Below are 15,686 nucleotides of genomic sequence, written 5' to 3'. Positions count from 1 at the left end.
CTTTCATAATCTGAACAATAGTGCTTAAAATGAAACCGTTTAGTACAGACGCTTACCAGTTGAAGTTTCAAAGTAAAGAACATCTTTTTCATCAAAAGAAACGCCGGCGCTATCACCAAGTTTGACATTCGCTCGACCGTTCTTTTCCGCGATGATCTTTTCTCCCGACTGGGTCGAAAGATAGATAAACGATACGCCGCCAAGTTCTTCAACGAGATCAACGCTTAAGTTACCTGGCTTGTCAGTAGTTTCAATGTGCTCTGGACGTATACCTATTGTAACAGACCCATCAGCGATGGCATCTTTAAACTTTGGAGACAGTTTAGCTCCAGCTAACGCTTCCGCTGTTACACTTCCAGCTTTCAGTTCACCGCTAACAAAATTCATTGCAGGTGAACCTATAAAACCGGCCACAAACTGGTTGCAAGGATTTTCGTAGAGTTCAAGCGGTGCACCAACTTGCTCAATAAGACCATCACGCAAAACAACAATTTTATCAGCAAGCGTCATCGCTTCAACCTGATCATGGGTCACATAAATCATGGTTGTACCAAGTTCACGATGAAGGCGGGCAATTTCGACGCGCATCTCGAGCCGAAGCTCGGCATCCAGGTTTGACAAAGGCTCATCAAATAAAAACACTTCCGGTCCACGAACAATTGCGCGACCAATGGCTACTCTTTGTCTTTGACCACCAGACATCGCTTTTGGTTTACGGTCCATATATTCTTCAAGCTTCAAGATCGCCGCCGCTTTTGCCACTTTCTCATCAATGACATCCTTAGGCACTTTGTTCATACGAAGACCAAAGCCCATATTTTCTGCCACGGTCATATGCGGATAAAGTGCATATGTTTGGAAAACCATGGCAATGCCACGCTCTGCGGGATCAGCATGTGTAACGTCGTTACCGCCGATATCGATTTGACCGCCTGTTGTTTCTTCCAGGCCAGCAATCATTCTAAGAAGTGTTGATTTACCACAACCAGACGGGCCAACAAAAACCACAAATTCACCATCATCAATATCTAAATCGACACCGTGTATGACTTCTACTTTGCCGTACTTTTTAATAATATTTGAAAGCTTAAGACCAGACATGCATGGCTCCTTAGTGGTTTTAGTTGTGCTCCGGAAAACGCCATGTTTCCGAGGCCGTAGCAATTTGTTTCGCGCATTCAAGAACACGCGGCGCAAGTTTCTCCATCTCATCAAGTGATGACCTATGGGTTGAGTTCGTAACGGAAATGGCACCTAAAACATGGTTTTTCACGCTCAGTATTGGAACGGCAATACAGATAATACCCAACTCGTGCTCCTCCCTATCGAACGAAATTCCAGATTTTCTGATTTCGGATAGATGAGCGATCAGTGCATCTGCATTATCTAGTGTATTTGCCGTAAATTTGTGGAAGGATTGTTGCTGAAGTGCTTGTTGCAGTTCTTCTTCTTCCAGATACGCAAGCATAGCCTTGCCAACACCTGTGCAATAACCCGGCCCAACTTTGCCAGATTCAGAATACATTTCAATCGGATTTGCAGGGTTACGCTTGTCCACATAAAGCACCTGCCCAGCATCAAGTTGTGCTAAATGAACTGTCATCTGTACGTCTTGAGCAAGTTCTTTGACAAACGGGCGTGCGATTGGAGCAAGTGAACTTTGGCGCCATGCAGCATGGGCAAGCCTAATCAGGCGTACGCCCAAACTATAGGTTTGCGTGTGCTTATCAAAGGACAACATGCCTTGATTGGTTAGTGTCTGAAGGAACCTATAAAGTGTAGCTTTAGGATATTCGCTATTTTCTAATAGCTCCCCAAACCTAACAGGCCGCCCCATAGACGCGACTTGGTCTAAAGCAGCCAGTGCCTTTCCAACAGTCCCATCTCCAACATTTGCCTGCGCCATTTCTGTCATCCCTCCCCCATCGCCGCTACCTAGCGATAAATATTATTGACAACCCTACCGCAAACGATTTAAGATTTCAATATTCAAAATTATGTTTCATTATTTGGAACAAAGGGAGAGAGAAATGAATTCAATTTTAAAATCAGGTATTGTGGGATTGTTTGCGACATCTATGTTGTCGACAGCCGCGATGGCCGGTGATCTCGTCATTAACTTTGATGACTTGAACCCAGCACCAAAAGCGGCTTTCGAAGCAGCTGTAGAAGCTTTTAAAGCTGCAAATCCAGATATCAATGTGACTGTAAACAACACAGACCGTGAAGCTCACAAATCAGCGATCCGTAACTTTTTGACCAACGATGCGCCTGATATCACATCATGGTATCCGGGCAACCGAATGGCTCCGTTTGTTGATGCTGGCCTTTTTGAAGATATCTCTGACCTATGGGCATCGGATGCAAATCTATCTTCAAAATTTGAAGCCATTAAACCGACCATGACGCGTGATGGTAAGCAATGGGGTGTTCCATACACATATTACCAATGGGGCGTTTATTACCGCAAAGACATCTTTGATAAGCTTAATCTTTCAGAACCATCAAACTGGGGCGAAATGCTTCAGGCTTGCGGCACGATGAAAGACGCTGGGGTTACACCATTTACAATTGGTACAAAATTCCTTTGGACTGCCGCTGGTGTATTCGATTACATCAATCTTCGTACCAATGGCTATGAAGTGCACAATGCATTGACCGCAGGTGAAATCAAATACACAGATGACCGGATTAAGAAAACTTTTGCTAACTGGGCAGAGATGATCGACAAATGTACACCTGTTAAAAACCATGCAACGATGTCTTGGCAAGATGCGATTGCACCTTTTGCAAATGGCGATGCAGCAATGTACGTCATGGGCAACTTCTCAGTATCCAGCTATAAAGATGCTGGTTTGACGGATGATCAAATCGATTTCTTCCAATTTCCAGAAATCACACCTGGGCTAGCTCGTGCTGAGGAAGCTCCTGCGGATGCGCTGTTCATTCCAGCAAATGCCAAGAACAAAGAAGACGCGAAGAAGTTCTTGTCTTTCATTGCAACGCCACAAATTCAGGGCGAATGGAATAAAACTCTTGGTCAACTTCCACCAAACTCAGATGCAGAAATCAACAAAGATGACAAATTCATTGTTGAAGGCTTTGAAACAGTATCAACGGCTTCTGGTCTAGCTCAATTCTATGACCGTGACGCACCGGCTGCAATGGCAAAGGCCGGTATGGAAGGCTTCCAAAAGTTCATGCTTGATCCAAGCAAGGTTGATGAAATTTTGGCTGATCTCGATAAAGTTCAGGCTGAAGTTTACAAATAGGTTCGTTAAAAATCTGCAGGGTCGGCTATTGCCGGCCCTCTTCTCCAACACTGACCACATTTCATATCGTTAGACACTTGCCTCTAATGATATAAAATTTGATCATAGGATTAAGTTGAAGGCTAATGATCTGAACTTCGATCAATGCCTTGTGGAGGGACCAATGGCGTTAGACACTTCAATGCAGATAAATCGAACAGATTCCAACATGCCACTGGTAGTGGTTTGTGTACTTTTTGCTGTCGCGGCACTTGTTGCTATGTATAACATCAATATTGACAGCGTTATGTCCACATTTAACTACGAAAAACGTACTTTGGCCCGCGTCCCCGCATTTTTAATCCGGGTTACGCTTCTGGTCGTTGCGTTAATTGCTTTGTTTATTGCGATCACCAATTCAGCCATTTACAAACGGAACAAGATTGCATTTTCACCCTGGATATTCTTATCAGTCGGTCTTGTATTTTTCTCTGTCTACGTCATCATCCCGATTTTTCAGTCAATCTCCTATTCTTTCACTCGTTGGGATGGTCTTTACGACATCAACGGCGTTTGGACTGGTGAATGGATTGGCTTGCATAACTATGTCGTGCTTTGGGATGATCCAAAATTCTGGACGTCACTTTGGAACAACTTTCTTTGGCTTGGGTTATTCATGCTTGCTGTTCCAATTGGTCTTGCTCTTGCATTATTCTTGAACCAAACCGTTCGTGGTATCCGGATTTATAAATCCCTCTTCTTTTTCCCATTTGTAATCTCGCAAGTTGTTGTCGGGCTAATATTTGCTTGGGCATATAATCCCGAATTTGGCCTCCTGGCTGAAGCATGGGGCATATTCTTCTGCGAAGACAAAACAAATATCATGGGAAATCTTACGACTGTTTGCTCCATCGATCCACCATCCATTTTAGGCGACGAGGACTATGCAACATACGGGATTATTGCGGCTGGTCTGTGGCCCCAAATCGCCTACTGCATGATTTTATATCTAACGGGCCTTAATAATGTAGCCCACGATCAAATCGAGGCAGCCCGCTTAGATAATGCCAAGGGTTGGAACATGCTACGTTTCATTATATGGCCCCAACTGCAGCCTGCGACATTCATCGCAGTGGTTGTAACTGTTGTCGGGGCGCTTCGTTCATTTGATATGGTTGCGACAATGACCCAAGGCGGCCCGTTTGGATCAACGAATGTTCTATCTTATTATATGTTCGACCAAGCTGTGGGCGAAGGTGTTGGCCGTTACGGCTATGGCTCATCAATTGCAACGGTTCTATTTGCGATCATGCTCGTTTTCATAAGCGGCTTTCTCTACAGAATGTATCAAGATGAAAGGGAGGGCAGATAAATGTTTCCTTCTCCAATTGAAAAATCATCCGCTAGAATGCAACTAGCCTACAAAACAATTCTTCCATTCTCGCTTCTTATTTGGCTTTTGCCAATTCTCGCGATCTTTATGACGTCTATTCGTTCATCAAAGGACATCAATACTGGTAACGTCTTTGGTATTCCGAGTGAATTCAATTTCATTGAAAACTACACTCAAGTTCTGACGCATCCAGATGCATTGAATTTCATGGTCAATACGTTCATTATTACTATACCAACTGTGGTTGTATCAGTGGCGCTTGCTTGCATTACCGGTTATGCGCTTGCGACCTACAAATTCCGATGGGCGCTGCCGCTATTTTTCATTTTTGTCGCGGGCAATTTTGTGCCATTTCAGATATTAATGCTGCCGGTTATTGACCTATCTAACAGCTTAGAAATCTACAATACAGTGCCTGGTCTCGTACTTTTTCATGCTGCATTCCAGACAGGTTTCTGCACACTCTTCATGCGTAATTTCATGAAAGCCCTACCTTTTGACTTGATTGAATCTGCGCGCATTGAAGGCGTCGGTGAGTTCAAGATTTTCTGGTATGTGGTCGTGCCATTAGTAAAACCGGCTATTGCAGCCTTGGCCGTTTTGATCTTCACATTTATCTGGAATGACTTCTTCTGGGCAACTGTGATGATCCAAGACGAGGCCAGCTTGCCGATTACCGTGGGTGTTCGTTCGTTAAACGGCGAATTTGTGCAACAATGGCAATTAATTTCTGCAGCATCCTTATTGGCAGCTGCTCCTCCTGTGCTTATGTTCTTCCTGATGCAAAAGCACTTTATTGCTGGCCTTACATTAGGAGCCGTCAAATAATGAAGACATGGCGTCTTAACACGCCACGTCAGAGCATAGTTTTTAAGCAGAGTGAGAAGCAGCAGCTTCCCTCTGTGTGCTACTGGGGTGCGCCTTTACCAGAAACTGAAGACCTAACCCAACTTGTATTGTCCACGAATATGGATGTCGCAGGTGGTATGCTGGATGCAGTGCCTGATATTACATTATCACCAAAAATCACGACAACATTTCAAGGCCAGTATGGCAATATCTTCAGGCGCCTTGATGGTGCCAGCTTGTGCCCCGACTTCACGCATACTGACGTAAATGTTTTGAAAGATAAGTTAGTATTTGTCTGCAAAGCGGCCAGTGATGACATATCAATTCGTTTTGAAATTACTGCGCATCAAAGCTCTGACATACTGGAAATGCAGACCCGTGTAGATAGTAAGGAACCTATCTTTATCGATTGGTTATCCGCACCGGTTCTACCGGCTCCACAGAATTCGACCAATACGATAGAAATCTCTGGCCGTTGGTGTCGCGAATTTCAAATGAAAGAGGTTCCCTGGGTATCTGGCGCAAGGCTACGCGAAACCCCGTCAGGCCGATCAGGGCATGAATCCTATCCAGGCGTTCTGATCCCCGAAACAGGCACCACAAATTCTAAAGGTGGGTGTTTTGGCTTGCATTACGGTTGGTCCGGCGGACACCGCATGATCACCGAAGAGCTGCAAGATGGGCGTCGGCAAATTCAATTTGGCCATTCTTCAGATGCTAATAATTGCCCAACAACACACAAGAAAACAGCATCGCTATTTGCATGTTATTCTGGTGATGGACTAAACGGTATTGCACATAGTTTTCAAAAACATGCGCGAGAGGAAATCCTCCCATTTAAAGCCGCAACCCGCCCTCGCCTTGTACATTACAATTGTTGGGAAGCGGTCTATTTTGATCATAAGTTAGATGAATTGAAGGAAATAGCGGAACACGCTCAGACGCTTGGCGCGGAGCGATTTGTTCTTGATGATGGTTGGTTTGGTTCGCCTACAAAAGGACGCAACGATGATACATCGAGTCTAGGTGATTGGAATATTGATCGACGTAAATATCCAGATGGCCTTACTCCGCTTATCGATCACATCAATGATCTTGGGATGGAATTTGGCCTTTGGTTCGAGCCTGAGATGATTAATCCTGACAGTGATCTTTACCGTGCACATCCAGATTGGATTTTGGGTGATCATAATCAATTACTCGGCAGGCAGCAGATGGTGCTCAATCTCGACAAGGCTGAGGTGAGTGATTACTTATTTGAGAAGGTAAGCGCAATATTAAGCTCTCATAAAATCACTTATGTGAAGTGGGATCACAATCGTGTTCTACCCTATGCAAGCTCTAAGCAAACGGATGGGTTTTATGCTCTGTTAGCTCGTTTACGGCAAATACACCCGGATGTTGAGTTTGAATCTTGCGCATCTGGCGGTGGGCGAATAGATTTTGGTGTATTGCAACATTGCCAGCGCGTGTGGTTATCTGACAGCAATGATGGGCTTGAACGTTTCGAGATTCAAAATAATGCTGCAATGTGGCTTCCGAATGATGCGGTTGGTTCTCATGTCGGACCGCGCCTATGTCATACATCTGCGCGCATTTTGCCGATGTCTTTCAGAGCATGGGTCGCGGCCAGTCGCCATATGGGTTTTGAGATGGACCCGCGCGAACTCACCGACGATGAAACGCACATCCTAAAGGATGTAACATCTTGGTATCGCGAGAACCGGGTCTGGATGCATCAAGGTTTTACGCATCGTCTTGACACGAGTGATCAATCGCAGATCGCTGAAATATGTATATCAGAAAACGGTGATCGCTTCGTCGTATTTGTTGGGCAGATGAGAACAACCGATGCTATTTTCGCGCGGCCCACTGCACTTACTGGCCTTGATCCAAATGCTCGATACAAGCTATCTTTACGAAATCCTGAAGATGCTCACCGCACGAGCCGTGGCCAAGTCGCCTTAAGAGATGGGCCGCTTGAATTATCAGGCCAAAGCCTGATGCATATGGGCATACGATTACCATTAGCTTTTCCCGCAACGATGTGGGTTGTTGAAGGACAGAAAATTTTATGAAACCGACAATAGGCACCTGTTATTATCCTGAACATTGGGATGAAAAAATTTGGCGTGATGATGCGGCACGTATGCGTGATGCAGGCATTGACTGGGTTCGCATTGGCGAGTTTGCATGGAGCCGGATCGAGCCAAAAGAAGGCCAATTAGATTGGGGTTGGCTAGATCGCGCAGTCAATATTCTGAGCGATGCAAACCTGAAAATCATCATGGGGACACCAACCGCGACACCGCCAAATTGGGTTATTGAAAAGTACCCCGACATGATTGCCATGGATCAAAATGGTCAGCCGCGAAAATTTGGTTCACGTCGGCACTATTGTTTTTCCCATCAAGGCTACAAGCAACAATGCGCAAATATTGTAACACTAATGGCGGAACGTTATGGGAAACATCCTGCGGTTCAAGCATGGCAGACCGATAATGAATATGGATGCCACGAAACAACGCAATCGTTCGGTCCATCTGCACGCGACGAATTTCGGAATTGGCTTGCACAAAAGTACCAATCACCTGATGCATTAAACCGGGCTTGGGGCAATATTTTCTGGTCGATGGAGTATGATGATTTTAATCAGATTGATGTTCCGAACCTTACAGTAACAGAACCAAACCCATCGCATGTTATGGATTTTCGTCGCTTTTCGTCAGATCAAGTAGTCGCCTTTAATAAACTACAAGCTGATATTTTGCGTCGATATACTGATATGCCACTTGTTCATAATTATATGGGAAAGGTCACCGGTTTTGATCATTTTGATATTGGCGCAGATTTAGATATTGCCAGTTGGGACAGCTATCCACTTGGTTTCCTGGAAATGATCATTAAGGCTAATGAAGAACACAAAGCTGAATATTATCAGCAAGGGGATCCTGATTTCCAAGCTTTTCATCATGACCTGTACCGCAATGTGGGAAATGGCCGCTTATGGGTCATGGAACAACAGCCTGGGCCGGTGAACTGGGCGCATTTTAATCCAGCACCCCTTAATGGTATGGTTCGCTTATGGAGTTTGGAAGCTATTGCCCATGGTGCCGAATCCGTTAATTATTTTCGATGGCGGCAAGCGCCATTTGCCCAAGAGCAAATGCATGCAGGACTTTTGCGACCCGACCATAGGGACGCGCAAGGTCTTATAGAAGCTAAACAAGTCAAGGATGATATCGAAGCGTTTGGTGATGTTACTCAGATACAGGCACCCGTTGCATTGATCTTTGACTACCCATCACAATGGGCAAGTGAGGTTCAACCACAAGGCGCGAGTTTTGATTACTTCCAACTGCTGTTTAATTGCTATAAAAGTCTGCGCTCCATGGGTGTAGATGTGGATATCATCAGCGGGAATGGACCCAAATTAGAGGGCTATAAACTCGTCCTACTCCCAGGATTATTCACTCTTGATGATGATTTGAAGCACTCATTAAATACATTTGATGGCTTGGTTCTCGCAGGCCCTCGTTTCAATTCGAAAACCAAAGATTTTCAAATTCCGCAAAACCTTGCACCTGATCTGGATCAGTTGGATATAACTGTTTCGCGCGTCGAAACACTGCGTTCGAATGTCGACCGCAAACTTGAAAACGGCGGAAAAGCCATAAATTGGGTGGAAGAAATTGAGACCAGCGAAGATGTCATCGAGAAAACAGCAGATGGCGCTCCCATCTTAATTCGTAAAAATAACTTGTTATACCTTGCGGCTTGGCTTGATGACGAAGCACTTAAACTAACCTTTAAAAGAATTCTTTCTGAACTGGATATTGAGACACTCGAACTACCAACTGGGGTTCGCCTAAAGCGCACGCGCGACCATACTTTTTTCTTTAATTACTCGAAAAATGAACAGGTCCTTGATGATATCGTGTTGTCGGCAGCGGGCGCTACGTGGATCGAACACTAGAGAAGTTCGTCTACGCGCGCTTTCAACGCAGGCAAAATCTCGATCTCAAACCATGGATTTGTCTTTAACCAACGGTTGTTTCGCGGACTAGGGTGCGGCAAAGGCAACATGTTTGGCATATAATTCTGCCACATAGACACACGTTTTGTAAGCGTCATTTTTTGACCATCATTAATATGCCAATCAAGCGCGTATTGACCTATGACCAATGTAAGTTCGACATTCTTCAGTTCTGCAAGCAGCTTTTCACGCCATGTTTCAGCGCATTCAGACCTCGGTGGAAGATCTCCGCCCTTACCTGTCCCTGGGAAACAAAACCCCATTGGAACGATTGCCATTTTCTTCGCATCATAAAAAGTCTGACGTGAGATACCTAACCAGTCACGCAAACGATTACCCGATGGGTCGTCAAATGGGATACCTTTGTTATGTGTGATACGTCCAGGTGCCTGCCCGACTATTAAAATTTTAGCGTCTCCACTCATTTGTAAAATCGGTCTTGGGCCGAGCGGTAACCCCTCGCATACTTGGCAAGAGCGCACATCTTTAAGTAAGCGGTCGATACTTTTATTTACATTGTTCAAAACAAACCTTCATAAGATCAAACATAACACTTGGAAAAGAGATATATCAAAAGTAAGATCGCCACAAAGTACAAAGTGTAATGCGGATATACACATTTTCGCGAGAATGAGATGATGATATGACACAACAAAGCATAGATGCCTTGCTAAAGCAGAATTCAGGGGTCATTGACCGCAATGCGGGTATGGATCTTGACCTTGATTGGGTTGAAGCAGTGCAGGCCAATACATCAGCTATTGAGCGCAGGGCCGCTACCATCCCTGCACGCCGTAGCATTAAAAAACAATGGCAAGCTGCATGGATGATCAAGGCCGTGGAATGTATGGACCTCACAACATTGTCGGGCGATGATACGCCAAATCGTGTGCGCCGCCTATGCGCGAAGGCCAAACAACCCATTCGCGCCGATCTGATCAAAGCGCTTGGCTTGGAAAACCGTAACATTACTACGGGCGCTGTCTGCGTTTATCATGAAATGATAGAAACAGCCGTTCACGCGCTCGAAGGAACAGGCATTCCAGTGGCTGCCGTTTCGACAGGTTTCCCTGCCGGGTTGACACCGCACGTGCTCAAACTCAAAGAAATTGAAATGTCTGTTGAAGCTGGCGCCAGCGAGATAGACATCGTGATCTCTCGTCGCCATGTGCTTGAAGGTAACTGGCACGCACTCTATCAGGAAATGCGAGAATTTCGCGAAGCCTGCGGCGAAGCACATGTTAAGGCAATTTTAGCAACTGGTGAACTTGGCACATTGCGAAATGTTGCCCGTGCGTCGCTTGTTTGCATGATGGCGGGTGCTGATTTTATTAAAACGTCGACAGGCAAAGAAAGCGTCAATGCAACGCTACCTGTTAGCCTCGTCATGGTTCGTGCCATCCGCGAATACGGTGCACGAACGGGCTATGCGGTTGGCTATAAACCAGCTGGCGGGATTTCAAAAGCCAAAGACTCATTGGTTTATCTCACCCTAATGAAGGAAGAGTTGGGTCGCAATTGGCTGGAACCAGAACTGTTCCGCTTTGGCGCATCTTCACTTCTTGGCGATATTGAACGCCAGCTTGAACATTATATTACTGGTCGGTATTCGGCTTCCTTCCGTCACCCAATTGGTTAATAAGAGCGACTAGCTTTAGGATAAATAGATGACAATCAACGAGATTTTGGACACGATGGACTATGGCAAAGCGCCAGAAGATTCAGCCCCAGCATTAAAATGGCTTGAGGAGCAAGAATGGACAATTCGTTCATTCATTGATGGCGAACTTCTGTCAGTTGCCGAAGATGGTTTTTTTAATACCGTTAATCCGGGTACAGGGGAAGTGCTCGCGCGCGTTCAGCCCGCTTCGACAAAAGATGTTGATAAGGCGGTAAAAGCTGCACGCAAAGCACAAAAATCATGGGCTGCATTACGTGGCCATGAGCGGGCGAAATATCTTTATGCCATTGCCCGCCTTGTACAAAAACATTCACGCCTTCTGGCTGTGCTAGAGACACTGGATAACGGTAAGCCGATACGAGAAAGTCGTGATATTGATGTACCGTTAGTCGCACGTCATTTCTATCACCACGCGGGTTGGGCACAGCTCATGGAACGAGAACTTCCCAACATGGAATCTGTTGGCGTGGTCGGTCAGGTTATCCCATGGAACTTCCCGCTTCTCATGTTGGCATGGAAGATTGCCCCTGCACTTGCAATGGGCAATACCGTTGTCCTCAAACCCGCTGAATTAACACCTGTAACCGCAATGCTATTTTCCCAAATATGCGCCGAGGCAGGACTGCCAAAAGGTGTAGTTAATATCGTCATGGGCGATGGTGCCATCGGTGCAGCGCTCACCGAACATAAAGACGTTGATAAAGTTGCCTTCACTGGTTCAACTGATGTTGGTCGTATCATCCGTTCGCGTATTGCAGGGTCTGGCAAAAAACTGACGCTCGAACTAGGCGGAAAATCTCCTTTTATTATATTTGATGACGCAGATATCGATAGCGCTGTTGAGGGTATTGTTGATGCTATCTGGTTTAATCAAGGCCAGGTTTGCTGTGCAGGCTCACGCCTTTTGGTACACGAACCTGTTGCCCAAAAACTCTATGACAAGTTGCGTTACCGCATTGAAAACTTGCGCGTTGGCGATCCATTGGATAAGTCGACGGACATCGGCGCCATTATTGACAAAAATCAGCTCGAACAGATCACGACGCTTGTTCAATATGGAATTGATGACGGAGCGGAGCCCATCCGCCCGTCTGGAGAGCTGCCAAAAGAAGGGTTTTTCTTCCCGCCAACATTGCTAACCAATGTTGATACGGCTTCCAAATTAGCACAGGACGAAATCTTCGGACCCGTTCTTGTTTCCATGACATTTAGAACCCCAGCGGAGGCTGTCCAACTTGCAAATAATACGCGCTATGGATTAGCCGCGAGTGTTTGGACCGAAAACATTAATCTTGCCATGGATATGGCGCCGAAAATTAAGGCAGGCGTTGTTTGGGTTAACTGTACAAACCAACTTGACGCTGCCGCTGGATTTGGCGGCATGCGCGAAAGTGGATTTGGGCGAGAAGGAGGCAAGGAAGGTCTGTACGAATATGTGAAACCCACCTACCTTAAGTCGCTTCAGCTCATAAAAGCTTTAGATATGAAAGAGAAAACTGGTGTCGTAGAGGCATCGGTTGATCGAACAGCAAAGCTCTATATTGGAGGCAAGCAATCCCGACCGGATAGCGGTTATGCTCGCGAGGTATTAGACACCAAGGGCAAACTTATCGGCCATGTTGGAGAGGGTAATAGAAAAGACATTCGAAATGCCGTTGAGGCCGCAAACAAGGCGGCAAACTGGGCGAAAACAACGGGGCATCTTCGCGCGCAAATCCTTTATTATATCGGCGAAAACCTCTCTGCACGCGCATCAGAATTTGAAGAACGCATTCGCTCAATGACCGGTGTAACTGCCAAAACTGCTACGCAAGAGGTTGCGACATCCATTGATCGCCTCTTTACCTATGCGGCATGGGCCGACAAATATGACGGGAACGTGCACTCTGTCCCCATTCGTGGTGTCGCGCTTGCTATGCGTGAAGCTGTTGGAAACTTAGGTCTATTATGTCCCGATGAGAATCCGCTTCTGGCCTTCACATCAATGATTGCGCCAGCAATTGCTATGGGTAACCGAGTAATCATTGTGCCCTCATCTATATCTCCGCTTGCTGCGACAGATTTATATCAAGTCTTCGATACATCAGATTTGCCAGCAGGTGTTGTGAATATCGTCACAGGCGATCGGAATGTACTTGCAAAAACACTTGCAGAGCACGCCGATATTGATGGCCTTTGGTATCATGGCGACAAAAATGGGTGCAAACTTGTGGAAGATGCCGCAGCTCACAATATGAAGCGAACTTGGGTCAATAATGGTCTTGCAATCGACTGGCTCGATGAGGCGCAAGGTGCCTCGGAAGAGTTTTTACGTCATTCGACTGAGATCAAAAACGTCTGGGTTCCTTACGGCGAATAATTCTCTGGTTTATGGGAATTATGGCATGATCGCCGCAAGGGTCTGCTTATCAAGGACCGTTAGAAACGCCGATCTTGCCTCATGCATCAAACCTTTGAGTTTACATTGAGGCAAGAATAGGCATGTTTGCTTTCCAGCTTGCATACATTCCACCATCGCAAAGTCCTGCTCAATGACACGCACAACTTCGCCAACATGAATGTCTTCCGGTGGCAGGGCAAGACTGATGCCACCATGTCGCCCACGGTGGGAAAGCAAAATCTCTACTTTGACCAATTTGGCAACAATTTTCATAGTATGAGACTTTGCCAAGTTCAGCTTTTCTGCGATGACTTCAACTGTCAACGGTTGCTTCTCTCTTGCCAGCAACATCAAAATTCGTAGAGCAAAGTCACTTGCTTGGTTTAATCGCATAAGAGCACCATTTAATCATTCATTTTATATGTTGCTTTTAACATTAAGTTACATTAGTTTAAAGATGCAAATTATATGAATGATTAATTGAGCAAAATGACACATCATATTCACCCAAGATCTGCACGAATAGCATTACATCCAACCATTACAGAGGAACAGATTTCTGAAATGGTTGAAACATTTTATGCCCGTGTTCAAAAAGACGATGCTCTTGCACCGATTTTTGCAAATAATATACAAAATACTTGGCCAGTACATCTTGAACGTATGAAGGTGTTCTGGAGATCTGTGTTACTCAAGTCTGGCGAATATAAAGGGCAACCTGTTCCAATTCATCAAAAGATTGATGGATTGACGGAAGAAAATTTTAAACAATGGCTCATTCTCTTCGCTGACACAGCATATTCGATATTCCACTCGGATGCTGCACCTCTTGTATTTGGTGCAGCAAAAAACATCGCGACCAGCCTTTGGCTTACACGCAACCAAGACCCATTTGCTCAACCGCCTAAATGGCAACTCAAACCAAATGACAGGATTGAAAAATGAGTATCTTCAAATTATTGCTAGCTGGGTTTTTATTACCCGGAACTCTGGTTCTCAAACGTTTAGGCATCTCGATTGAAGAAGATGGCGGCGTCATGCGTTCCTTCATCAATATGTGTTTTTGGGGTGTAGTATTTCTTTGGATTGCCTTGAAATTCTATGTGGATTAGTGCCCACTCCGGTCATCATGAAATTGCTCTACAATGGTGCGTTTACCTAACATGAAAGCATCTGCCACATGTTTAAGTGGCATAATATCAACGTCTGATTGATTTGAATTTAATAGATCCGAAAACCGCGCATAGATATTTGGGTATTCAGCTTCCGGCGCTTCAAAATGCAATGCACCATCTATCAGCATCTGACTACCACCCTCAACAAGATGAATATTGCCAGCATCAGTCTGAACATAAATATCCCATTGTTGGGCACCCTCTTGGCGCCAATCAAATTCAGCCTCTATCTCAAGTCGATTTTCACCAGTAAACGCCATATCTGCAGCAATCGGCGTCTCGCAATTTTGTGGGAATTTTAGCTCTGCTTTCTGAAGATGAAATGGCACATTCATTATGTAGGTTAGAATCGATAATGCATTGATGCCCGGATCAAAAACACCCATTCCTCCAGCCTGCCAAATCCATTTTTGACCAGGATGCCAATGTTTTACATCCTCTTTCCAGATAATTTTCACAGATTTAATTCTCTTATCAGAGAGCCATTGTTTGGCTGTTTCTACAGCTGGTGCATAACGTGAATGCCACGTTGCAAACAATGAAACACCTTGACGATTTGCAAGATCAATTAAACGCTCGACTTCAACAACAGAAATCCCTGGCGGCTTCTCCAACAATACATGCTTCTTGGCAAGTAATGCTTCACAAGCCATATCAAACCGCACCTGAGGCGGCACACAAAGTGATACAGCATCAACGTTAGTATCACTTTCGAGCATGTCAGAAAGTGATATGAAATTCGGAACCCCATCGGCTTTCTGATGACGGCTGACAGCGGCACAAAACTTGAAGTCACCATTTTTCAAGATAGCTGGAATATGCTGATTTCGAGCAATTTCACCCACGCCCACGATCGCAATATTGTAGAGTTTTGCAGCCATATTTAGCTCCTCATATTAAGAGAATTCATTCCTGCGATCT

The 15,686-nt window shown here is 45.2% G+C and carries 14 protein-coding genes; 9 read left to right on the top strand and 5 right to left on the bottom strand.

Translation table 11 applies throughout. From position 1 onward, the window contains the following. Positions 1-39: 39 nt before the first annotated feature. Positions 40-1,101, bottom strand: coding sequence for an ABC transporter ATP-binding protein (locus AB2J24_RS13325; RefSeq protein WP_162652024.1), 1,062 nt, complete (start codon positions 1,099-1,101; stop codon positions 40-42). A gap of 19 nt (positions 1,102-1,120) precedes the next feature. Continuing rightward, positions 1,121-1,915 carry an IclR family transcriptional regulator gene (locus AB2J24_RS13320; protein ID WP_162652025.1) on the bottom strand — a complete coding sequence of 265 codons (795 nt, stop codon included), beginning with the start codon at positions 1,913-1,915 and terminating at the stop codon, positions 1,121-1,123. 115 nt (positions 1,916-2,030) lie between these two features. Between AB2J24_RS13320 and AB2J24_RS13315 the strand changes: the two genes are divergently transcribed. The 5 genes from AB2J24_RS13315 (at position 2,031) to AB2J24_RS13295 (ending at position 9,469) form a co-directional block, all read left to right on the top strand. Next, entirely contained in the window at positions 2,031-3,272 is a 1,242-nt protein-coding gene (locus tag AB2J24_RS13315; RefSeq protein WP_162652026.1) for an ABC transporter substrate-binding protein, read from the top strand. Between the two features lie 286 nt (positions 3,273-3,558). Further along, the gene (locus AB2J24_RS13310) at positions 3,559-4,623 is read left to right on the top strand and encodes a carbohydrate ABC transporter permease (protein ID WP_162653567.1); all 1,065 of its coding nucleotides are present in this window, start codon (positions 3,559-3,561) and stop codon (positions 4,621-4,623) included. Next, on the top strand, positions 4,624-5,472 hold the full coding sequence (locus tag AB2J24_RS13305; protein ID WP_367385809.1) for a carbohydrate ABC transporter permease: 849 nt from the start codon (positions 4,624-4,626) through the stop codon (positions 5,470-5,472). Further along, the gene (locus AB2J24_RS13300) at positions 5,472-7,571 is read left to right on the top strand and encodes an alpha-galactosidase (RefSeq protein WP_367385808.1); all 2,100 of its coding nucleotides are present in this window, start codon (positions 5,472-5,474) and stop codon (positions 7,569-7,571) included. Before AB2J24_RS13305 ends, AB2J24_RS13300 begins: the two co-directional genes overlap by 1 nt. Further along, on the top strand, positions 7,568-9,469 hold the full coding sequence (locus tag AB2J24_RS13295) for a beta-galactosidase (protein ID WP_367385807.1): 1,902 nt from the start codon (positions 7,568-7,570) through the stop codon (positions 9,467-9,469). Before AB2J24_RS13300 ends, AB2J24_RS13295 begins: the two co-directional genes overlap by 4 nt. Here AB2J24_RS13295 and AB2J24_RS13290 read toward each other — a convergent pair. Next, a complete protein-coding gene (locus tag AB2J24_RS13290) occupies positions 9,466-10,053 on the bottom strand; it encodes a uracil-DNA glycosylase family protein (protein ID WP_244627837.1) in 588 nt (195 codons plus the stop codon). The genes AB2J24_RS13295 and AB2J24_RS13290 overlap by 4 nt on opposite strands. Positions 10,054-10,172: 119 nt before the next feature. Here AB2J24_RS13290 and deoC point away from each other — a divergent pair, with 119 nt between their 5' ends. Continuing rightward, a complete protein-coding gene (gene deoC / locus AB2J24_RS13285) occupies positions 10,173-11,168 on the top strand; it encodes a deoxyribose-phosphate aldolase (RefSeq protein ID WP_162652029.1) in 996 nt (331 codons plus the stop codon). A 28-nt stretch (positions 11,169-11,196) separates the two neighbouring features. Further along, the gene (locus tag AB2J24_RS13280) at positions 11,197-13,569 is read left to right on the top strand and encodes an aldehyde dehydrogenase family protein (RefSeq protein ID WP_367385806.1); all 2,373 of its coding nucleotides are present in this window, start codon (positions 11,197-11,199) and stop codon (positions 13,567-13,569) included. Positions 13,570-13,587: 18 nt separating this feature from the next. Here the strand turns inward: AB2J24_RS13280 and AB2J24_RS13275 are convergent, their stop codons facing one another. Next, a complete protein-coding gene (locus AB2J24_RS13275) occupies positions 13,588-13,983 on the bottom strand; it encodes an RrF2 family transcriptional regulator (protein WP_162652031.1) in 396 nt (131 codons plus the stop codon). A gap of 87 nt (positions 13,984-14,070) precedes the next feature. Here AB2J24_RS13275 and AB2J24_RS13270 point away from each other — a divergent pair, with 87 nt between their 5' ends. Beyond that, positions 14,071-14,535 carry a group III truncated hemoglobin gene (locus AB2J24_RS13270; protein ID WP_420883654.1) on the top strand — a complete coding sequence of 155 codons (465 nt, stop codon included), beginning with the start codon at positions 14,071-14,073 and terminating at the stop codon, positions 14,533-14,535. Further along, positions 14,532-14,702: a hypothetical protein gene (locus AB2J24_RS13265; RefSeq protein WP_174244213.1), complete on the top strand. Its 171-nt coding sequence runs from the start codon at positions 14,532-14,534 to the stop codon at positions 14,700-14,702. The genes AB2J24_RS13270 and AB2J24_RS13265 overlap by 4 nt, the downstream gene beginning before the upstream one ends. On the opposite strand, the gene AB2J24_RS13260 is transcribed toward AB2J24_RS13265, so the two are convergent. Further along, entirely contained in the window at positions 14,699-15,646 is a 948-nt protein-coding gene (locus AB2J24_RS13260) for a Gfo/Idh/MocA family protein (RefSeq protein WP_367385805.1), read from the bottom strand. The genes AB2J24_RS13265 and AB2J24_RS13260 overlap by 4 nt on opposite strands. Between the last annotated feature and the right edge of the window lie 40 nt (positions 15,647-15,686).

The organism is Lentilitoribacter sp. EG35 (assembly GCF_040784015.1).
GTDB lineage: Bacteria > Pseudomonadota > Alphaproteobacteria > Rhizobiales > Rhizobiaceae > Lentilitoribacter.
The sequence above is the reverse complement of the archived record's forward strand: the minus strand, read 5'-3'. Positions and strand labels throughout refer to the sequence as shown.